At 58.1% G+C, this 18,945-nt stretch carries 21 protein-coding genes; 10 read left to right on the top strand and 11 right to left on the bottom strand.

Annotated features, from left to right (window positions below; all coding sequences use genetic code 11):
• Positions 1-300 precede the first annotated feature (300 nt).
• The 4 genes from GE543_RS21825 to GE543_RS21840 are packed head-to-tail and all read right to left on the bottom strand — an operon-like array spanning position 301 to position 3,149.
• The gene (locus GE543_RS21825; protein ID WP_003317352.1) at positions 301-1,035 is read right to left on the bottom strand and encodes an amino acid ABC transporter ATP-binding protein; all 735 of its coding nucleotides are present in this window, start codon (positions 1,033-1,035) and stop codon (positions 301-303) included.
• A complete protein-coding gene (locus tag GE543_RS21830; protein WP_032697623.1) occupies positions 1,022-1,672 on the bottom strand; it encodes an amino acid ABC transporter permease in 651 nt (216 codons plus the stop codon). The genes GE543_RS21825 and GE543_RS21830 overlap by 14 nt, the downstream gene beginning before the upstream one ends.
• Positions 1,669-2,334 (bottom strand): amino acid ABC transporter permease, encoded by a 666-nt coding sequence (locus GE543_RS21835; protein WP_003414114.1) that lies wholly within the window; start codon positions 2,332-2,334, stop codon positions 1,669-1,671. The genes GE543_RS21830 and GE543_RS21835 overlap by 4 nt, the downstream gene beginning before the upstream one ends.
• Positions 2,335-2,363: 29 nt before the next feature.
• Positions 2,364-3,149 (bottom strand): transporter substrate-binding domain-containing protein, encoded by a 786-nt coding sequence (locus GE543_RS21840; RefSeq protein ID WP_003317349.1) that lies wholly within the window; start codon positions 3,147-3,149, stop codon positions 2,364-2,366.
• Positions 3,150-3,399: 250 nt separating this feature from the next.
• On the opposite strand from GE543_RS21840, the gene GE543_RS21845 reads away from it, so the two are divergent.
• From GE543_RS21845 to GE543_RS21870, 6 genes are all read left to right on the top strand, one after another.
• A complete protein-coding gene (locus tag GE543_RS21845) occupies positions 3,400-4,104 on the top strand; it encodes a FadR/GntR family transcriptional regulator (RefSeq protein WP_004409077.1) in 705 nt (234 codons plus the stop codon).
• 121 nt (positions 4,105-4,225) lie between these two features.
• On the top strand, positions 4,226-4,555 hold the full coding sequence (gene trxA / locus GE543_RS21850; RefSeq protein WP_004409079.1) for a thioredoxin TrxA: 330 nt from the start codon (positions 4,226-4,228) through the stop codon (positions 4,553-4,555).
• A gap of 231 nt (positions 4,556-4,786) precedes the next feature.
• Positions 4,787-6,046 carry a transcription termination factor Rho gene (gene rho, locus GE543_RS21855; RefSeq protein ID WP_002551560.1) on the top strand — a complete coding sequence of 420 codons (1,260 nt, stop codon included), beginning with the start codon at positions 4,787-4,789 and terminating at the stop codon, positions 6,044-6,046.
• 127 nt (positions 6,047-6,173) lie between these two features.
• Complete coding sequence (gene ubiD / locus GE543_RS21860) at positions 6,174-7,640, top strand: 4-hydroxy-3-polyprenylbenzoate decarboxylase (protein ID WP_003403254.1); 1,467 nt, start codon at positions 6,174-6,176, stop codon at positions 7,638-7,640.
• Positions 7,640-8,608, top strand: coding sequence for a CDP-6-deoxy-delta-3,4-glucoseen reductase (locus GE543_RS21865; protein WP_153222358.1), 969 nt, complete (start codon positions 7,640-7,642; stop codon positions 8,606-8,608). The genes ubiD and GE543_RS21865 overlap by 1 nt, the downstream gene beginning before the upstream one ends.
• Positions 8,609-8,816: 208 nt before the next feature.
• Positions 8,817-9,485, top strand: a complete 669-nt coding sequence (locus GE543_RS21870; protein ID WP_003317342.1) for a gamma-glutamylcyclotransferase — start codon at positions 8,817-8,819, stop codon at positions 9,483-9,485.
• Here the strand turns inward: GE543_RS21870 and glpT are convergent, their stop codons facing one another.
• Positions 9,486-10,835, bottom strand: a complete 1,350-nt coding sequence (glpT, locus tag GE543_RS21875; protein WP_003317341.1) for a glycerol-3-phosphate transporter — start codon at positions 10,833-10,835, stop codon at positions 9,486-9,488. It lies immediately after the preceding gene.
• A 274-nt stretch (positions 10,836-11,109) separates the two neighbouring features.
• Here glpT and GE543_RS21880 point away from each other — a divergent pair, with 274 nt between their 5' ends.
• Positions 11,110-11,775, top strand: a complete 666-nt coding sequence (locus GE543_RS21880) for an energy transducer TonB (protein WP_371927226.1) — start codon at positions 11,110-11,112, stop codon at positions 11,773-11,775.
• The gene (locus GE543_RS21885; protein WP_153222359.1) at positions 11,772-12,407 is read left to right on the top strand and encodes an energy transducer TonB; all 636 of its coding nucleotides are present in this window, start codon (positions 11,772-11,774) and stop codon (positions 12,405-12,407) included. The genes GE543_RS21880 and GE543_RS21885 overlap by 4 nt, the downstream gene beginning before the upstream one ends.
• Positions 12,408-12,857: 450 nt before the next feature.
• On the opposite strand, the gene GE543_RS21890 is transcribed toward GE543_RS21885, so the two are convergent.
• The 4 genes from GE543_RS21890 to GE543_RS21905 form a co-directional block, all read right to left on the bottom strand.
• Positions 12,858-13,595 carry a hypothetical protein gene (locus GE543_RS21890; RefSeq protein ID WP_153222360.1) on the bottom strand — a complete coding sequence of 246 codons (738 nt, stop codon included), beginning with the start codon at positions 13,593-13,595 and terminating at the stop codon, positions 12,858-12,860.
• Between the two features lie 47 nt (positions 13,596-13,642).
• Complete coding sequence (locus GE543_RS21895; protein ID WP_153222361.1) at positions 13,643-13,915, bottom strand: bacteriocin immunity protein; 273 nt, start codon at positions 13,913-13,915, stop codon at positions 13,643-13,645.
• A complete protein-coding gene (locus GE543_RS21900) occupies positions 13,912-15,813 on the bottom strand; it encodes an S-type pyocin domain-containing protein (RefSeq protein ID WP_153222362.1) in 1,902 nt (633 codons plus the stop codon). Before GE543_RS21900 ends, GE543_RS21895 begins: the two co-directional genes overlap by 4 nt.
• Positions 15,814-15,899: 86 nt before the next feature.
• Complete coding sequence (locus GE543_RS21905) at positions 15,900-16,901, bottom strand: NADPH:quinone oxidoreductase family protein (protein WP_153222398.1); 1,002 nt, start codon at positions 16,899-16,901, stop codon at positions 15,900-15,902.
• Positions 16,902-17,031: 130 nt separating this feature from the next.
• On the opposite strand from GE543_RS21905, the gene GE543_RS21910 reads away from it, so the two are divergent.
• Positions 17,032-17,439 (top strand): flagellar basal body-associated protein FliL, encoded by a 408-nt coding sequence (locus tag GE543_RS21910; protein ID WP_046237315.1) that lies wholly within the window; start codon positions 17,032-17,034, stop codon positions 17,437-17,439.
• 6 nt (positions 17,440-17,445) lie between these two features.
• On the opposite strand, the gene GE543_RS21915 is transcribed toward GE543_RS21910, so the two are convergent.
• Positions 17,446-17,895 carry an EVE domain-containing protein gene (locus tag GE543_RS21915; protein ID WP_003414138.1) on the bottom strand — a complete coding sequence of 150 codons (450 nt, stop codon included), beginning with the start codon at positions 17,893-17,895 and terminating at the stop codon, positions 17,446-17,448.
• Positions 17,896-18,089: 194 nt separating this feature from the next.
• On the opposite strand from GE543_RS21915, the gene GE543_RS21920 reads away from it, so the two are divergent.
• The gene (locus GE543_RS21920; protein WP_003317333.1) at positions 18,090-18,242 is read left to right on the top strand and encodes a hypothetical protein; all 153 of its coding nucleotides are present in this window, start codon (positions 18,090-18,092) and stop codon (positions 18,240-18,242) included.
• 45 nt (positions 18,243-18,287) lie between these two features.
• Here the strand turns inward: GE543_RS21920 and GE543_RS21925 are convergent, their stop codons facing one another.
• Positions 18,288-18,899, bottom strand: coding sequence for a 5-formyltetrahydrofolate cyclo-ligase (locus GE543_RS21925; protein WP_153222363.1), 612 nt, complete (start codon positions 18,897-18,899; stop codon positions 18,288-18,290).
• Positions 18,900-18,945 lie beyond the last annotated feature (46 nt).

An 18,945-nucleotide genomic window follows, 5' to 3' on the forward strand; every position in this document is an offset into this window, starting at 1 on the left:
GCGGAGCGTCACGAAATGCATTTCCACACGGAGCGTGAGGAACGATAAGTGCCCGCAACATGCTCCGCGCTCAGCGTTACACACAAGTCTTCGTGGGAGCGAGCTTGCTCGCGAAGAGGCCGGTGAAGCCACCGGAGATATAGTGTTTGGACCAAAGTCTTCGTGAGCAAGCTCACTCCCACCAAGATTTCTGTCCAGCCAGACACTGCCGCTTCAGCCCTTTTCCAGGCTCTTCGGGGTTTGTGTATAACGCTGATCGCTTCGCGTGGACATGCTGTTCCGGACGCTCTGCGTTCAGCGTCAGGCGTGCTCCACTGTGCCGATGAAGTTCGCCAGTTCCGGGGTTTTCGGGTTGGCGAAGAGTACTTTCGGATCGCCCACTTCATGCACCTTGCCCTGGTGCATGAACACCAGCTTGTCGCCCACTTCACGCGCGAAGCGCATTTCGTGGGTGACCATGATCAGGGTCATGCCATCGGCTGCCAGCTGACGCACCACGCTGAGTACTTCGTTGACCAGCTCCGGGTCCAGCGCCGAGGTGATTTCGTCGCACAGCAAGACCTTGGGCGACATCGCCAGCGCGCGGGCAATCGCCACGCGTTGCTGCTGACCACCGGACAGGCGATCCGGGAAGGCGTCGAATTTCTCGCCCAGCCCGACGCGTTCGAGCATCTTCCTCGCCAGTTTGGCGGCCTCGGCCTTCGGTACTTTCTGCACGACCTGCGGCGCAAGCATGACGTTCTCGCCCACGCTCAGGTGCGGGAACAGGTTGAACTGCTGGAACACCATGCCGACCTTCTGGCGCAGCGTGCGCAGGTCGGCGCGTGCGGCATCCAGGTATTCGCCATCGACCTCGATCACACCATCGTTGATCGACTCCAGGCCGTTGAGCGTGCGCAACAGGGTGCTTTTGCCCGAGCCGCTGCGACCGATGATCGCCACGACCTGGCCTTCTTCGACCGACAGATCGATGCCTTTGAGCACGTGATGATCGCCATAGTATTTATGCAGGGCGGAAATTCTAAGCAGAGGCATGCAGTCTCCTTTCCAGATGGCGCGCGCACAGCGACAAGGGGTAGCACAGGATGAAGTAGCCCAAGGCAACGAAGCCATAGACCATGAAAGGTTCGAACGTGGCGTTGGCCAGCATGCTGCCGGTCTTGGTCAGCTCGGTGAAACCGATGATCGACGTCACCGCAGTGCCTTTGACCACCTGCACGGAAAAGCCGACCGTCGGCGCGACCGCGATGCGCAACGCCTGCGGCAGAATCACATAGCGCATCTGCTCGAACGGGGTCAGCGCCAGGCTCGCGGATGCTTCCCACTGGCCCTTGGAGATCGATTCGACGCAGCCACGCCAGATCTCCGCGAGGTAGGCGCTGGTAAATAGCGTCAAGGCCAGTGCCGCCGCAGCCCAGGGCGAAATGTTCATGCCCATCAGAGCGACACCGAAGAACACCAGAAACAACTGCATCAACAGCGGTGTGCCCTGAAACAGTTCTATATAGAGCTTCGCGGTCACGCGCGGGCCGGATTTTTCCGAGGTGCGCATGCCCATGATCAGCAAGCCGATCAGCCCGCCGCCGATGAAGGCCACCAGCGACAAGGCCAAGGTCCATTGCAGGCCGATCAGCAGATTGCGCACGATGTCCCAGAGGGTGAAATCCATCAGCGGTTCCTCGAGATGTAGCGCCGCCCGATCCAGGCCAGCAACTGCCGGATCAGCAGTGCCATGGCCAGGTAGATCAGCGTGGTCACAATGTAGGTTTCGAACGAGCGGAAGTTGCGTGACTGAATGAAGTTGGCATAGAAGCTCAGTTCTTCAGTGGCAATCTGCGAGCAGACTGACGAGCCCAGCATGACGATGATGATCTGGCTGCTCAGTGCCGGCCAGACCTTGCCCAGCGCCGGAACCAGTACCACGTGGCGAAAGGCTTCATAACGGTTCATCGCCAGCGCAGCCGACGCTTCAAGCTGACCCTTGGGAATCGCCTGGATACCCGCCCGCACGATCTCGGTCGAGTAGGCACCCAGGTTGATGACCATCGCCAGCACCGCTGCCTGCCATTCCGTGATCTGCACGCCCAGCGACGGCAGACCGAAGAAAATGAAGAACAGCTGGACCAGAAACGGTGTATTGCGGATCAGCTCGACATAGATGGCAAAGATCGTCGCAAAAGGCTGAATCTTCCAGGCCCTCACGACGGCACCGACAATACCGAGACTGACGCCCAGCAGCGTGCCAATGGCCGTCAGTTCCAGCGTGAACAAAGCCCCGCGCAACAGCAGATCGATGCTCTGCAGGACCGGTGTAAAGTCGAAGTGATAAGCCATTGGTGAATCCTGTTACCGGAAAGCAGAGATCAGAGATCAGCAGGCAGCGGTTGCTTCAGCCAGGTCTGGGAAGCTTTTTCCAGCGAGCCGTCAGCCTTGGCGGCATTCAGAATCTCATCGACCTTGCCCAGCAGTTCCGGCTGACCCTTGTTCACGCCGACGTAGACCGGCGAATCCTTGAGTTTCACTTTCAGCGCCGGGATGCGCTTGGGGTTGCGCTCGCTGATCGCGACCATCACCACGTTGCCGCTGGCGATCAGGTCGGTCTGGCCGGCCAGATAGGCTGCGATGGTCGAGTTGTTGTCTTCGAAGCGCTTGATGACCGCGCCTTCCGGAGCCACTTTCGACAGCTCGATGTCTTCGATGGCGCCACGGGTGACGCTGATGGTCTTGCCTTTCAGGTCAGCGATGTCCTTGACCGGCGAATCAGGTGGCCCGAATACCGCCAGGTAGAACGGCGCATAAGCGCGCGAGAAGTCGATGACTTTCTCGCGGTCCGGGTTCTTGCCCAGGCTGGAAATCACCAGGTCGACCTTGCCGGTGGTCAGGAACGGAATGCGGTTGGTGCTGTTGACCGGGGTCAGCTCCAGCTTGACCTTCAGCTTGTCGGCCAGCAGCTGCGCAGTATCGATGTCCAGGCCGCGCGGTTTCATGTCCGGGCCTACCGAGCCGAATGGCGGGAAGTCCTGCGGAACGGCCACCTTGAGGGTGCCGCGCGCTACAACGTCGTCCAGGCCGTTGGCGTGGGCGGGTGTCTGGCTCAGCATCAGACTGGCAAACAGTGCAGTAAGCAGGGCGCTGTAACGCTTGGTCATATGAAGTCTCCGGGCGAAACGAAAGGTGTTGGCCTGTCTCCAGTGCACAGCGCATGCCATCCGCTCGTGAACTGCCATGAATCAGGGTTTGCAGCACGTTTATGGTCTTACTGGTCAGACCAGTCGAGCGGCTTCGCGCCCTGCTTTGGCGCGCTTTAAAGCCTTGCCGCCCCAGTGCTGGGCGTCGCTTGCCGAATGTTCGAGATGGGGATAAAAGGGATTTTTACTGGACTGACTGGCCTGAACAGTGATGCCGCACACTTCACTCGCAGTACCCGAATCAGCCCTCCGGGCCATTCGCAAATTGATCGCCGAGCAAGGGTACAAGCCCGGCGAAAGCCTGCCGTCGCAACGCGATCTGGCGGTTTTGCTGGGGGTCAGTCGGGCGTCTTTGCGTGAAGCCCTGTCATCGCTCAGCGCACTCGGAGTGGTCAGTGTCCAGCCCGGCAAAGGCGTCTTCGTGCAGTCGATTTCTGAACCAGAACAGCGCACGAGTGGTTTTTCCTGGCCTTATGAAGCTCAGGTTTCCCCCGCCGACACCTTTCAGCTGCGCTATGCACTGGAAGGTTTCGCAGCAGGCATGGCCGCCGTGACCCTGACCGCCGACGAGCGCGATGTACTGGAGGACAACGTCGAAGCCATGCGCCTGGAATTGCGTGCCGGTGACTTCGAGGCTGCGGCGCGGCTGGACTTCGAGTTTCATCGGCACATTCTGGTCGCCAGCGGCAATCAGGCGATGCTGGGGATCGTGACTGCCGGGGCCGACATCTTTCTGGAAAGCCAGAAGATGCCGTTCATCCGCGCGGCCAGGGTCATGGAGACCTGGCAGGAGCATCGCAAGATCCTTCGTGCGCTGGCCCGACATGCGTCAGGGCCTGCGCAAAAGGCCATGCAGGACCATATTCGTGGCGCGGCACTGCGCACCGGCATCGTGTTCGTGTCGCCCGCCAACTGAACGCCTGCCATAACTCCAGTCATGAGCCATCATAGTCAGACTCAATGAACCTTCGCTTCCTGAATCACCTGAGGCCCGCTATGATGAGCGTCGTTTTTAGCCTATGACCTCGGAGACTTCCATGAGCAACGACCTGATCAAACACGTCACCGACGCCAGCTTTGAAGCCGACGTACTCAAGGCTGATGGTGCTGTACTTGTTGATTACTGGGCTGAGTGGTGTGGCCCTTGCAAAATGATCGCCCCGGTTCTGGACGAAATCGCCAGCACCTATAAAGGCAAGCTGACGGTTGCCAAGCTGAACATCGATGAAAATCAGGACACTCCTGCCAAGCACGGTGTCCGTGGTATTCCTACGTTGATGCTGTTCAAGAATGGCAACGTTGAAGCGACCAAAGTCGGTGCCCTCTCGAAGTCGCAGCTGGCTGCGTTCCTCGACGCCAACATCTGAAGCGTTTCAAAGCCCCGCAAATCGCGGGGTTTTTTTCGGGTGTCGTACTAGACGCCTGGAAAATCAGGTGGTACATTCGGCCCCGCAACGGTTTCTCCGTTGCCCCCTGCTAGCCGTCGCCGACGCTCTCCTTTCGATTTAGTACGCGATCCTGTCGCCTTCTCTGCGGCGCGGCCTCATTAAGCCAAAAGCTTAATTTCCCCCTCCATACATGATTACGTCATTCCCCATATGAACCTGACTGAACTCAAGCAAAAGCCGATTACCGAATTGCTCGAAATGGCCGAACAGGCTGGCATCGAGAATATGGCCCGTTCGCGCAAGCAGGACGTCATTTTCTCCCTGCTCAAACGGCACGCCAAAAGTGGCGAGGAAATATCCGGTGATGGCGTGCTGGAGATTCTCCAGGACGGCTTCGGTTTCCTGCGCTCTGCAGACGCTTCCTACCTGGCCGGCCCGGATGACATCTATGTCTCCCCCAGCCAGATCCGCCGCTTCAACCTGCGTACCGGCGACACCATCGTTGGCAAGATCCGTCCACCCAAGGAAGGCGAGCGTTATTTCGCTCTGCTCAAGGTCGACACGATCAACTACGACCGTCCGGAAAACGCCAAGAACAAGATTCTGTTCGAAAACCTGACGCCGTTGTTCCCGACGATCCGCATGAAGATGGAAGCCGGTAACGGTTCCACCGAAGACCTGACCGGTCGTGTGATCGATCTGTGCGCACCGATCGGTAAAGGTCAGCGTGGTCTGATCGTTGCTCCGCCGAAGGCGGGCAAGACCATCATGCTGCAGAACATCGCGTCGAACATCACGCGTAACAACCCGGAAGTGCATCTGATCGTTCTGCTGATCGACGAGCGCCCGGAAGAAGTGACCGAGATGCAGCGCACCGTGCGCGGCGAAGTGGTCGCCTCGACGTTCGACGAACCGCCAACCCGTCACGTACAGGTTGCCGAAATGGTGATCGAGAAGGCCAAGCGCCTGGTCGAGCACAAGAAGGACGTCGTTATCCTGCTCGACTCCATCACCCGTCTGGCACGTGCCTACAACACCGTCATCCCGAGCTCCGGCAAGGTATTGACCGGTGGTGTCGATGCTCATGCACTCGAGAAGCCAAAGCGTTTCTTCGGTGCTGCGCGTAACATCGAAGAAGGCGGCTCGTTGACCATCATCGCCACCGCACTGGTTGAAACCGGTTCGAAGATGGATGAAGTGATCTACGAAGAGTTCAAGGGTACCGGCAACATGGAGCTGCCTCTGGATCGCAAGATCGCAGAGAAGCGCGTGTTCCCGGCCATCAACATCAACCGCTCCGGCACACGCCGTGAAGAGCTGTTGACCGCTGATGACGAGCTGCAGCGCATGTGGATCCTGCGCAAGCTCCTGCACCCGATGGACGAAGTCGCGGCTATCGAGTTCCTCATCGACAAGCTCAAGCAGACCAAGACCAACGACGAGTTCTTCCTGTCCATGAAACGCAAGTAACGGGCAGGCTGAAACAAAAAATGGTGTCCTTCGGGGCACCATTTTTTTTGCCTGCATGCCGCCGATTAGCTGTCTTGACGGGCTGGAGCAGGTACGATGTGCGTCTATTGGATAAATGGCCGGGTTAATGAAATTCAAAGATCTTAGGGATTTCGTGCAGCAGCTTGAGCAGCGCGGAGAGTTGAAACGCATCCAGATGCCGATCTCGCCTGTGCTGGAAATGACTGAAATCTGTGACCGTACCTTGCGTGCCAAGGGCCCGGCGCTGCTGTTCGAAAAACCGGTCGGTTTTGATATCCCGGTGCTGGGCAACCTGTTCGGCACGCCAGAGCGTGTCGCCATGGGCATGGGTGCCGAAGCGGTCAGTGAACTGCGTGAAATCGGCAAGCTGCTGGCGTTTCTCAAAGAGCCCGAGCCACCCAAGGGCTTGAAGGACGCGTGGTCCAAGCTGCCGATCTTCCGCAAGGTCATCGCTATGGCGCCGAAGGTCGTCAAGGATGCGCCCTGCCAGGAGGTCGTCATCGAAGGCGATGACGTCGACCTCGGCATGCTGCCCGTACAGACGTGCTGGCCGGGCGATGTCGCGCCGCTGATCACCTGGGGCCTGACGGTCACCAAAGGCCCGAACAAGGAGCGCCAGAATCTCGGCATTTATCGCCAGCAGGTCATCGGTCGCAACAAGATCATCATGCGCTGGCTCAGCCATCGCGGTGGTGCGCTGGACTTCCGCGACTGGTGCGCCAAGCATCCCGGCGAGCCTTATCCGGTGGCCGTCGCACTGGGCGCGGACCCGGCGACCATTCTCGGTGCCGTGACGCCGGTACCGGACAGCCTCTCCGAATATGCCTTTGCCGGTCTGCTGCGTGGCTCGCGCACCGAACTGATCAAGTGCCGTGGCAGCAATCTGCAAGTCCCGGCCAGCGCCGAAATCGTGCTCGAAGGCGTGATTCATCCGGGCGAGATGGCCGACGAGGGGCCTTACGGCGACCACACCGGCTATTACAACGAAGTCGACAGCTTTCCGGTGCTGACCGTCGAGCGCATCACGCACCGTATCAAGCCGATATACCACAGCACCTACACCGGTCGTCCGCCTGATGAGCCGGCGATTCTGGGCGTCGCGCTGAACGAAGTGTTCGTGCCGATTCTGCAAAAGCAGTTTCCGGAAATCGTCGATTTCTACCTGCCGCCCGAGGGTTGCTCGTACCGCATGGCGGTGGTGACCATCAAGAAACAGTATCCCGGCCATGCCAAGCGCGTGATGCTGGGTGTCTGGTCGTTCTTGCGCCAGTTCATGTACACCAAGTTCGTGATCGTCACCGACGACGATATCAATGCGCGGGACTGGAACGACGTGATCTGGGCCATCACCACGCGCATGGACCCCAAGCGCGACACGGTCATGATCGACAATACGCCCATCGATTACCTCGATTTCGCCTCGCCGGTGTCCGGCCTGGGATCGAAAATGGGGTTGGATGCCACGAACAAATGGCCAGGTGAGACCAGCCGCGAGTGGGGCAGGGCGATCGTCAAGGACGAAGCCACCACACGCCGGGTGGACGAAATCTGGACTCAGTTGGGAATAGACTGATGCGCGTAACCTTGCAGCCATCAGGTGCGGTGCTGGAAACCCTGCCGGGCGAGCGGATACTCGATGCGGCACAGCGCCTGGGTTACGAGTGCCCGCAGAGCTGTCGCAATGGCAACTGCCATGTCTGCTCGGCCCTGCTGGTCGAGGGCCAGGTAATGCAGTCGGGGCAGACGCTCGATCACGGCGAAATTCATACCTGTGTGGCCGAGCCGCTGACTGACTGCGTGGTGCTCTGGGATGGCGTGCTGGCCAAGGGTGAACTGCCGGTGCGCAGTTTTGCCTGCCAGCTGAGCGAATGCGTCGAGGTGGGGGGCGATGTCTGGCGGGTCGGCCTGCGTGCCCCGGCCGGCAAGCCGCCGCGTTATCACGCCGGACAGTACCTGATGATCGAGCGCGAGAACGGCGAGAAGTCGGCGTTTTCCATCGCATCGGCGCCGCACAGCGGTCGCGACCTGGAGCTGCACGTGCTGGCTCGTGAAGACAGTGCGCGCAGCCTGATCGAGCAACTGCAGCGTAATCGCATGGCGCGGGTCGAGCTGCCCTTTGGCGACACCCACCTCGCCGAGCTGCCAGACGGGCCGCTGGTGCTGATCGCGGCCGGTACGGGCATGGCGCAAATGAACAGTTTGTTGGAACACTGTCGGTCCACAGGCTTCAGTCATCCCGTGCACCTGTACTGGGGCGTGCGTCGCCCCGAGGAATTCTACCAGGTCAGCCATTGGGACGAGTGGGCGAAACTGCCGAACCTGTTCCTGCACAAGGTCGTCAGCGACCTGTGCGGCTGGGAGGGACGTTGCGGTCTGCTGCACGAGGCGGTTTGCGAGGACATCAAGGACCTGTCAGCTGTTCACGTCTACGCCAGCGGCTCGCCAGCGATGATCTACGGAACCCTGGACGCCCTGGTCGACGCCGGAATGGACGCTCATCAGATGCGTGCAGACGTGTTCGCTTATGCACCGCGTGCATGATGCCGGACTGACGGCTGCAGGAGTGGAGTGTAAATTGCTTTAACTGATTACAACCGATGGCGATGCATGGTCGTAGCCAGGCAACTTTTAGTAGAGGCAGGCCGTTGGCCTGTGGCAACAACCGAACCACGACACCCTGATGCCGCTCAACCACGAGCGAGTCGGCGGGGCTCGGTAAAAACTGACAGTCAGACTGTCAGGGAGGCAAATGGAGAATCCAATCAACGAGTTGGCCGCTGCGGTGCATGACGGCCTTGGCCTGACGTATCCGCCCGTTATCGATATGGGCCCACAGCTTACCCGCGAGCAACTGCTCGCATCGATGAACACCACCATGCGTCGTCACAAGGGCGGCCCGGTCTGGCTGTTCGCCTACGGCTCACTGATCTGGCGTCCCGAGTGCACCGCCGTGGAGAGCCAGCGCGCCCGAGTGCACGGTTATCACCGCGGGCTTTACCTCTGGTCGCACGAACACCGTGGCACGCCGGAAGTACCGGGGCTGGTATTCGGTCTGGACCGTGGCGGTTCATGCACCGGCTTCGCCTATCGTCTGCCGGATGAATGCCTGGAAAAATCGCTGCTGGCCTTGTGGGAGCGCGAGATGCCGTACCCCTCGTATCGCCCGCACTGGCTCAATTGCCGCCTTGAAGATGGCCGCAAGGTGCAGGCCCTGGGTTTCGTACTCGAGCGGCATCTGCCCAGCTACGCAGGCAACCTGCCGGACAGCGTGCTGAGCCAGGTACTCGCCAGCGCCAGAGGGCGCTACGGGACCACCCGCGAGTACGTGGAGCAGACCGCCAAGGCGCTGCGTAGCCACGCCATGCCAGACCTGAATCTGGAGGCGCGGCTCAAGCGCTGCAAGTCGGAGACTGCCTGATCAGCCTTTGATGTCGCGGGATGTGCTGGCGACCTGTTTGTGCCGCAGCGTCGGTGCGAGGAACACCATCGCCAGAATGCACGCGCCGATCAACAGCACGAACCCACCATCCCAGCCAAAGTGGTCAACCGTGTAGCCCATCGCCGCGCTGGCCGCGACCGACCCGCCCAGATAGCCGAACAGCCCGGTAAAGCCGGCGGCCGTGCCTGCTGCCTTCTTCGGTGCCAGTTCCAGCGCCTGCAGACCGATCAGCATCACCGGGCCGTAGATCAGGAAGCCGATGGACACCAGGGCGATCATGTCGACGGTCGGATTGCCTTCAGGGTTGAGCCAGTACACCAGCGTGGCGATGGTCACCAGAAACATGAACACCATGCCGGTCAGGCCGCGATTGCCCTTGAAGATCTTGTCCGACATCCAGCCGCACAGCAGCGTGCCCGGAATGCCCGCCCACTCGTACAGAAAGTAAGCCCATGAGGTCTTGTCGACCGTGAAGTGCTTGGCTTCCTTGAGATAGGTCGGTGCCCAGTCCAGTACGCCGTAGCGCAGCAGGTAAACGAACACGTTGGCCATGGCGATGTACCACAGGAATTTGTTACGCAGCACATACTTGACGAAGATTTCCCGGGCGCTGAATTCTTCTTCGTGGCTGGCATCGTAGCCTTCCGGATAATCGTTCTTGTAGTGCTCGATCGGTGGTAGGCCGACCGATTGCGGGGTGTCACGCATGGTCGCGAAGGCGAACACCGCCACCAGCAACGCAACCGCCGCCGGCACGTAGAACGCCGCATGCCAGTCGTTGGTCCAGCCCATGCCGAGCAGGAAAAGCGGGCCGATCAGGCCGCCGCCGACGTTGTGCGCCACGTTCCACACCGACACCACACCGCCGCGCTCTTTCTGCGACCACCAGTGGACCATCGTCCGCCCGCTCGGCGGCCAGCCCATGCCCTGCGCCCAGCCATTGATGAACAGCAGCACGAACATGATCGTGACACTGGACGTCGCCCACGGCGCGAAGCCGAAGATGAACATGATCCCGGCCGACACCAGCAGGCCGAACGGCAGGAAGTAACGCGGGTTGGAGCGATCCGAAACGATGCCCATGAGGAATTTCGACAAGCCGTAGGCAATCGCAATGGCAGACATCGCCACGCCCAGCTGGCCACGCGTATAGCCTTCGTCTATCAGATACGGCATCGCCAGCGAGAAATTCTTGCGCAGCAGGTAGTAACCCGCATAGCCGATAAAGATGCCTGCGAAGATCTGCCAGCGCAGACGGCGATAGGTGCTGTCGACCTTTTCTTCGGGAAGGGGTGCCTGATGCCTGGCAGGGCGGAAAAACCCAAACATGGAGAAGCTCCTGATTATTGTTGTTTTTGCGAATGCGAATATTACATTTTCATTACAGAAAAAAGCAGTGCCTTCGGGCTGATTCTTTGTAGGAAATGCAGGCAATCAGCTGTTGTTTTACGAACATTGCGTAAATGTTTACAGGTGTTTCAAGGATTTGGGATGGGTCCTACAGGCGTATCGGAAGTCGTGTGCTGACTGATGTGTCGGCAGGTTCATACCATCGTCATCCCTGCGCCCTGGAGGTGCACCACGACGATGAGCCCCTACAACAATGAGAATCACCGCGTTCATGATTGCCGCAGCACTGGCCCCTCCCGTCGGCGCTGCAGAGCCATTTCTAGTGCCGATATACACGCCGACACCGGTTTTTCCACCAGAGCTGGTCAAGACCCGCTATGCAGGCAAGGTCCGCGCCCAGCTGTGGATCAAATCCGACGGGCAGGTTCGTGAAGCCAGGGCGATCGAGAGCGGGCATCCGCAGCTCGCCTCAGCGGTGGAGCAGGCACTCCGCCAATGGCGCTATAAACCCTGGGTCGGAACAGTCGGCGCGCCGCCCATGACCACGATCACCGTGCCCGTCATTTTCGGTTCCCACGGCTATCGGCGCTTCAACACCGAAGTGACCGTGGGCCTGGGCAACATCCGCTGCGGCTACCTGAACCACGAAGTGAAATCCGCCCGCCAGGACTATCCCAAGGAACCACTGAGTAAGGTCGACGTGTTCTGGTACACCGGGCAGGCGCTGTTCGGCAGCCATGTTGCCCACCTGCGCAGCGAGCCCCAACGCCAGGTCCTGCTTGAGCAACTGGGCGCCGCGATACCGATGATGGTCAGCAATTGCCGAAGCAATCCCGATCGTCTGTACGGCGACTATCTGCCGACGCCGATCAAGACGTTGATGGTGGGGTTGGCCGAGCAAGCGGAAGGCAGCGAATGAGCTGCGTGCTGGGTTGCATGATGCTTACGGGGTTGCTTTCGGCGGCGGGAGCACAGGCGTTGCCGTCGTATCCGGTGCCCTTGCACATGCCTGAGCCGGGCTATCCGACATCGATGCTTCGTTCCTCCGTAAAACGCAGTGTCAGCATCAGGGTTTTCATTCAGGCCGATGGAGGCGTGCGCTTCCTCGAAGTGCTGGGCGCGCCCGATCCGAGGCTCATCAGCCTGACCCGAAGTGCTGTCGAACAGTGGGTCTTCGAACCCTGGCAGCCGTCTGTTTCTCATCCCGAGGGCGAAGCAGTTACGGTCACGTTCAATTTCACGGGGCGGCCACATACCAACCCGCCGCTGGCATCCAATGTCGAGCTGAAGCAGGTGTTGTGCTGGCAGTTGAATACAGAAATGTTCGAGGGACGCAAATGGCGCAAGGACGTCAAGCCGGATGCGCTGATGCGCACAGAACTGTACCTGTCGAGCAGTCCGATCATAGAGCATTTTCTCACCCTGGACGAGCGTGAGGCCCTGGTTCTTGAGCTGCTGGAGGCGACGCCGGGCATCGTCGCTCAATGCCAAAAAAATCCGATGCGCAGGTATGTTGATTATTTGCCGGAGAATGTGAGGAAGGCGTTGTAAGGGTTGAGCGGTATTGATTACGGACATCGTGAGCGCCGCTTACTTGTGGGAGTGAGCTTGCTCACGAAGAGGCCGGTACAGCCGACGGATATCTCTCGTTTCGCACGCGTCAGCGGGAACGCCTTTCGTAAGGCTCCGCGTCACCATTCGCTCCATGAGCCACATTCAAGATTGGACGCGGAGTCTCCAGAGAAGCATGAGCGAGCATGGCAACGAAAATGTTTGTTGCCCTGTGAATACGCCTTCGCGAGCAAGCTCGCTCCCACAGTTCAGGTAATCCTCCTGCTTTTGAGTGAGTTTCAGTCTGGAGGTCTGAACCGGATATCGTCGTCAGTTACCAAATGATCCGACCTTCAGGTAGGTGGATTATTTGCCGGAGAATGTCAGATCTATCGTGTGGTGCCGGTGTCAAAGCAGTGCTGACTTGACCCGGCACCTTCAGCGAAATGATCAGTGAACAGCGCTCATATTTTGAATCGCTTCAAGCTGACTCATGTCGAGCGCTCCGTGAGCGCTGATCGTATTCGAGAAGTCGGTGATCGCGATTTCGATAGTGCCTCTCAGCACCTTGATCGCATTATCGATTTCTCGCGACGCCTCAGGCCCGAACGTCATCTCTATCGCTCGGTTGGATTCGGCCTCTTTAGCGCGAGCTTCCTCGGCGTTGCGTAGGGCCAATGCGTGCTCGGCTTCTTCAACCTGACGCTGTGCAAGCTGGAATGCTGCCTCTATGGCTCGCTGCTGCGCAGCCTGCTCTTCCGCGAGTCGGCGAGCCGCCTCTTCCGCCTCGGCTCGCGCGCGCGCGGCTTCTTCGGCTCGGGCTTCCAGGGCAAGGCGCTCAGCGTGTTGGCGATCAAGTTCTAATAGCCTGGCAAATAGGTCTTCGATGCTGCGCTTGAAGTTCTCCAAACCAAGAATGCTGTCTAAGAAAGATCTCGCTTCGGCTACCAAATCCGCAAGGCCGCCGTTCCCGGGCGCAACTCGTATTTTTTCCTTAGGCGTATTGGCAAGCTCGATATATCCCGGCTGCAGATGTGCTCGTTTACTGCTGATCAGATGGTTTGCGGCATGAATGTGTTTGTCGGCTATTTCTATATGGTTCATCCCGCTCCAGTCGCCGACGTAAGCTGCAATCTCGGCTTGTAGATCGCCACTTAATTGTTGCAGGTGATGATGTAGTTCTTCCATAGACGATTTCCTTTTTATATTGGTTAATATGAGCGTGCGTTAAGTGTTTAACTTTTGAATCCTGGCTTGACATTTTTTGCTCGCCATTCTTTGATTACTTTCAGAACTCCTTCGGGGCTGTCCTCTTGGCCTTCCTCAGGATAAAATATTACGTCCGACTGTGCGGGGTGTTCGGTCACTTTAATGAAATGCTGCAACAATACGTCGACATATGCCCCATATTCTTTCCCTTCAAGCTTGTTGCGCTCAGGAGAGAACTCCCTCAAAAAATCAAGAAACTCTTCTTCAGTGTAATCTTCAATTTTTTCTTTCATAATCATTGTGAACGGTTCCTATGATGCTCTATATGTTGTTTTGGTGTCATGATGACTAAATTGTCTACGTCATACACCGCCCCGCCGTTTGCAATTTCTTCCTTGTGATGAATCTCGAATTTCGTACGCCGTCCTACCTGATCTTCTAATTTTGGATGTGGTGCGTTACCGGCCTTCATTAATTGCAGGTTCCGCTGACTAAACTGTTGACTGATTTCTGAGTCATTCGCCACAGCTTTCCAGATGGCTTCTCTCTGACGGCCGAAATTGCTGAAGCGTACCCCACGCAATTGATCTGCAACTTGCGAAGGAATTGGAGCCCCCTCAGCCCGAGTCCTAGCGTCTAACCAAGTGTTTGTTATGCGCTCACCGTACCCACTCGCAACCCCTGGAATCGACCTCGGGTCCTTGAACAGCAGGTAGCTATTCGGCAGCCCTGAATCAATCGGCGATATGAGAATGTAATCATCAGGATCATCTCGATCAATCGCCGGGTAAGCTTCAAGCTCGGGTACAAAAGGTGTCACCACGTTGCCTGGATCTACCGGCAAAGCGGGCGGTCCCGCAGGTGAGCTTGTCGAGCTGTCCGCCGGTCGTGCTATTGGCGTCCATATCAGTGCCGGTGTCGATTCCCCGTCACGGATAAACTCGTAGGAATTGTTCTGTGCGTTATAGGTGAAAGTTCTTACGCGAACCTTGGTACCAACTTTCACACCGTCCGTAGCTACCCAGCGTGTAGCGCTTGTGCCAGCTTCATCGGATGTCAGTCGATGAGGTACATCCAGCGTGCCTTTGACGCTGGCAAGGTAGTGCAGATCGATATGCGGCGGCAGGTTGAGCTGCGACAGAGGTGTGGCGATAACGGCGGGCGGCAGTTCTGCGTCGCCCAACGGTTGTGGATACATCGCCAGCAACGTAACCAGATTGCTGCCCAATGTTCTGGTCGCAATCCTGATGAGTTGATCCTTCGCGATGTTGGTCGCAACGGTTCTGATGCCTGGTGCTGCGGTGGTGGTTGACGCGGGGGCAATAACTGACCACAACTTGTCGATGCCAGCGGCCTGTCGTGCTTCCTGACTCGCCGGTTTATTGGCCAGCGACAGTTCAGCATGGCGCATGGAAAGCGCTGCTGATTGTTCATTGAGCAGCGTGACCGACTCGGCAAGAAGCTTTGCTTCGTAGGTTTGAGATAAAGCGTTTACCCACGCTTCATGGGCCTGCTGCACACGTGGAGGATCACCCTGGCTGTAGTACACCAGATAGTTCAGGTGGTCTTTTTGTGTAGCATGGTCAAGCTCTTGACCGGTGAGACTCAGAGCCTGAGCGCGACGCTCTTCCAGTAACGAGCCTTTGGACTCAATTAAATAATTTATCCTGGCCTTTTCCTGAAGTATCAGGTCGCGTAGTTGCTGTTCGTCCGAGTGAACGACATTCAGATCAAGCCCCGACGCTATTTCTTCTTGAATAGCATTCGGCAGCGCTGCAGAGGCCTGAGAATAGTTTTGTGCCAATCCAGATTGTAAAGATGGAAAGACATTTGTCAGCGCTTCAAGAGCCTGTCGATGTGCCTGATCTTTTTCAGCCTGTGCGCGTACCTGCGCTTCAATACGTGCTCGTTCTGAGGCTTCTGCCTGGGCTCTTGCTTGAGCCGCTGCATCTTCTGCAGCCCGACGCTCTGCCTGCGCTTGAGCTTCAGCATAGGCTTGAGCCTGCGCTGCTTGCTGTTGTGCTCGCGCCCGTAAACGCCTTCTTCTGCGTTTACTGCTAGAGGCTCCAGTATTAGTAAAGCCGCCTCCAAAAAAGCCAGTGTTTTGAGGCTTGGATGAGCTTCCATGACTTATGGTTACAGTGCCGCTTGTCTGGTCATGTAATATATTTGTTTGTCGCTTTCTTCGTGTAGCCATACAGTTCTCCTTATCTGTATGGCTATGTTGTTTTAATTCCTAAGTGCCAGTGATATACATATTTATTAATAAGCTCGTGTTTCTGGCTAGTGGGATGATTTTATGAGATCAGCGCTTAAGGCGATCACCACCTTCCCCACAGCCCTCCGTCCCCCCAACAAATCAATCGCCTCCCCAGCCCTTTCCAGCGGATAAACCGTCGACACCAGTGGCTTCAATTTCCCTTCTTCAAACCACGCAAACAGCTGCTTGAAGTTCGCCGCATTGTCCTGCGGTTGTCGCTGGGCAAACGAGCCCCAGAACACGCCGACCACCGAAGCGCCCTTGAGCAGGGTGAGGTTGACGGGCAGTTCCGGAATGCGGCCGCTGGCGAAGCCGACGACCAGCAGGCGGCCGTTCCAGGCGATGCTGCGGATGGCCTGGTCGAAAAGGTCGCCGCCGACCGGGTCGTAGATCACGTCGGCGCCGTTGCCTTGGGTGAGGCGTTTGATTTCGTCCTTGAGGCTGATTTCGCTGTAGTTGATCAGTTCGTCCGCGCCTGCGTTTCTAGCGACTTCGAGTTTTTCTACGCTGCTGGCGGCGGCGATGACGCGGGCGCCGAGGGCTTTGCCGATTTCCACGGCGGCCAGGCCGACGCCGCCGGATGCGCCGAGTACCAGCAGGGTTTCGCCGGGTTGCAGGTGCGCGCGTTGTGTGAGGGCGTGCATGGAGGTGCCGTAGGTCATGCTGAATGCGGCCGCCGTGGTGAAGTCCATGCCCAGTGGAATCGGCAGCACGTTGTAGTGGGGAACGGCGACCTGCTCGGCAAAGCTGCCCCAGCCGGTGAGGGCCATGACGCGGTCGCCGGGTTTCAGGTGGCTGACGTTTTCCCCGACGGCGGCTATCACGCCTGCGGCCTCACCACCCGGTGAGAACGGGAAGGGCGGCTTGAACTGGTATTTACCCTCGATGATCAAGGTGTCGGGAAAGTTGACCCCGGCGGCGTGCACGTCGAGCAGAATTTCGTTCTTTTTGATCGCGGGGCCGGGGACGTCTTCGAGTACCAGTGTGCTGGCAGGACCGAAGGCTTTGCATAACAGGGCTTTCATCGGGCTATTCCTTTTCCGGTAATGGCCGATAAAGTCAGTTAAGCGGGTTCCCGGGTCAACAAGCATGGCCCTGCCTGATAAGCACACATAAGCTGTAAGCTACGTGGCAAACCGTATTAAGGAGTGGACTGTGAAAGCGTGGATTCTGATGTTGCTGGCCTTGTCATTGCCTGTCATGGCGCAAGAGGAAGCCAAGGAAGAAGGAGGTGCCCCGAAAGCGGCGTATGTCTCGCTGACGCCTCCGTTCGTGGGTAACTACGCGCTCGATGGCGGCCCCAAGCTGCGTGTCTACAAGGCCGACATTGCCTTGCGTGTAACCGGTGCCGACGCCGAGGCTGCCGTGAAGCGCAATGATGCACTGATCCGCAATCAACTGGTGTCGCTGTTCACTCAACAGACCGTCGATTCCATGAGCAGCGCCGAAGCGAAGGAAAACATTCGTCAGGAAGCGCTCAAGCAGGTTCAGCGCGTCATGAACGATGAAGAAGGCAAGCCGATTGTCGAAGACTTGCTGTTCAATAACTTCATCGTTCAATAACGTCCGTCAGCGCAATGCCAGGATCGCCGCCCATTGTTCGGCGGTCACCGGCATGACCGAGAGCCGGCTGCCTTTCTGTACCAGAGGCAGTTGCTCCAGCTGACTTTGTTGCTTGAGATAACCCAGCCCCAGTACGCGCTTGAAGGTCTCCACGAACTCGACGTCGATGGCACTCCACGGATTCTTTTCCTCCGTGGCCTTGGCGTCGTGATAGTGGCTCTCGGGGTCCAGTGCGGTGGGGTCCGGGTAGGCTGATCTGGCGATTTTGCCGATGCCGGCGATGCCCGGCTCCGGGCAACTGGAGTGATAGAAAAAGAACGCGTCGCCCTCTGCCATGGCTCTCAGAAAATTACGCGCCTGATAGTTGCGCACCCCGTCCCAGCGAGCGTTGCCCAGTCGTTGCAGGTCGCTGATCGAGAATTCATCAGGCTCGGACTTCATCAGCCAATAGGCCATTGTGCTCACTCCACAGACAAAAGGTTCACGGTATGACGAACAGTTTGATGACAAACCGACAATCGGTTCGCGCCACTATTTGCGTACTGGTTCACGTTACCGCAAAATGCCGCCCTTTAAAGTTCCACGCTGTTGCAGCGGCCTCCACAAAGCCGATGCTGACATCGTATTGATTTGCCTAAGGAGGGCAGTCAATGAAGCGCAAGCCTGATTTACTCTGGATTCTGGTTATTCTGTTTGGCTTGGGTGTCGTGACAACCGGTTATGCACAGAGCTTGTGGTCCACCAAGGATGATGCTCCAGTCGAGATCACACAGCAGCAGCAAAAAGTCCCCGGCAGGCATTGAGCCCTGCTTGTACTCTGATCGTTGATGGCCTTGTTGGCTGAACGATCAGAGTGTCTGCGTCACATACCAGCCTTTATCCGATACCGTGCCTTGCAGCGGTACATCCCAACTGGCCTGCGCCAGTCGATCGACTTTCTGACACTCGTGAGCCAGCCCCAGTAACACCGGTTTGCGCCAGGTCTTTCTGCGCGCCAGGTACGCCAGGCTGCGGTCGTAGAAACCTCCGCCCATGCCCAGGCGACCGCCTTCATCATCGAAACCCACCAACGGCATCAGGATCAGGTCGAGCGCCCAGATAGAGCGTTGCTTTGCCCGGTCGATGCGCGGCTCGGGGATGCGGAAACGGTTGGGGATGAATGTCTCGCCGGGGCGTACGCGCTGAAAAACCATGCGGGTGCGCGGCCATGCGTTGAGCACCGGCAGATAGGTTGCCTTGCCGCGGCGCTGGGCTTCGCGCAGCAACAGCTGCGGATCGATTTCGCCATCCATCGGCAGGTACAGCGAAACATGCCGGGCACGTCGAAACAGCGGGTGCTGCGCCAATTGACGATAAATATCCCGTGCGGCTTCGCGTTGCTGGCTTTGACTCAGGGCTTTGCGTGCCTTGCGTAGCTGGCGGCGCAATTGCGGACGGGTAAGTGATTGGGCGCTGATCATGAGCAGAAGGTCATGCAGGCTGATCCGGAAAGGAGGTTGAAGCCGG

It is taken from the genome of Pseudomonas sp. SZ57, assembly GCF_009495975.1.
Classification (GTDB): domain Bacteria; phylum Pseudomonadota; class Gammaproteobacteria; order Pseudomonadales; family Pseudomonadaceae; genus Aquipseudomonas; species Aquipseudomonas syringae.

What these genes read in the sequence shown, in the direction of transcription:
- rho (WP_002551560.1), top strand. Translation starts at nt 4,787, where the DNA reads ATGAACCTGACTGAACTCAAGCAAAAGCCGATTACCGAATTGCTCGAA.
- GE543_RS21900 (WP_153222362.1), bottom strand. Translation starts at nt 15,813, where the DNA reads ATGGCTACACGAAGAAAGCGACAAACAAATATATTACATGACCAGACA.
- GE543_RS21865 (WP_153222358.1), top strand. Translation starts at nt 7,640, where the DNA reads ATGCGCGTAACCTTGCAGCCATCAGGTGCGGTGCTGGAAACCCTGCCG.
- trxA (WP_004409079.1), top strand. Translation starts at nt 4,226, where the DNA reads ATGAGCAACGACCTGATCAAACACGTCACCGACGCCAGCTTTGAAGCC.
- GE543_RS21825 (WP_003317352.1), bottom strand. Translation starts at nt 1,035, where the DNA reads ATGCCTCTGCTTAGAATTTCCGCCCTGCATAAATACTATGGCGATCAT.
- GE543_RS21890 (WP_153222360.1), bottom strand. Translation starts at nt 13,595, where the DNA reads ATGGAAGAACTACATCATCACCTGCAACAATTAAGTGGCGATCTACAA.
- ubiD (WP_003403254.1), top strand. Translation starts at nt 6,174, where the DNA reads ATGAAATTCAAAGATCTTAGGGATTTCGTGCAGCAGCTTGAGCAGCGC.
- GE543_RS21880 (WP_371927226.1), top strand. Translation starts at nt 11,110, where the DNA reads ATGAGAATCACCGCGTTCATGATTGCCGCAGCACTGGCCCCTCCCGTC.
- glpT (WP_003317341.1), bottom strand. Translation starts at nt 10,835, where the DNA reads ATGTTTGGGTTTTTCCGCCCTGCCAGGCATCAGGCACCCCTTCCCGAA.
- GE543_RS21895 (WP_153222361.1), bottom strand. Translation starts at nt 13,915, where the DNA reads ATGATTATGAAAGAAAAAATTGAAGATTACACTGAAGAAGAGTTTCTT.
- GE543_RS21925 (WP_153222363.1), bottom strand. Translation starts at nt 18,899, where the DNA reads ATGATCAGCGCCCAATCACTTACCCGTCCGCAATTGCGCCGCCAGCTA.
- GE543_RS21840 (WP_003317349.1), bottom strand. Translation starts at nt 3,149, where the DNA reads ATGACCAAGCGTTACAGCGCCCTGCTTACTGCACTGTTTGCCAGTCTG.
- GE543_RS21845 (WP_004409077.1), top strand. Translation starts at nt 3,400, where the DNA reads ATGCCGCACACTTCACTCGCAGTACCCGAATCAGCCCTCCGGGCCATT.
- GE543_RS21885 (WP_153222359.1), top strand. Translation starts at nt 11,772, where the DNA reads ATGAGCTGCGTGCTGGGTTGCATGATGCTTACGGGGTTGCTTTCGGCG.
- GE543_RS21835 (WP_003414114.1), bottom strand. Translation starts at nt 2,334, where the DNA reads ATGGCTTATCACTTCGACTTTACACCGGTCCTGCAGAGCATCGATCTG.
- GE543_RS21920 (WP_003317333.1), top strand. Translation starts at nt 18,090, where the DNA reads ATGAAGCGCAAGCCTGATTTACTCTGGATTCTGGTTATTCTGTTTGGC.
- GE543_RS21870 (WP_003317342.1), top strand. Translation starts at nt 8,817, where the DNA reads ATGGAGAATCCAATCAACGAGTTGGCCGCTGCGGTGCATGACGGCCTT.
- GE543_RS21915 (WP_003414138.1), bottom strand. Translation starts at nt 17,895, where the DNA reads ATGGCCTATTGGCTGATGAAGTCCGAGCCTGATGAATTCTCGATCAGC.
- GE543_RS21905 (WP_153222398.1), bottom strand. Translation starts at nt 16,901, where the DNA reads ATGAAAGCCCTGTTATGCAAAGCCTTCGGTCCTGCCAGCACACTGGTA.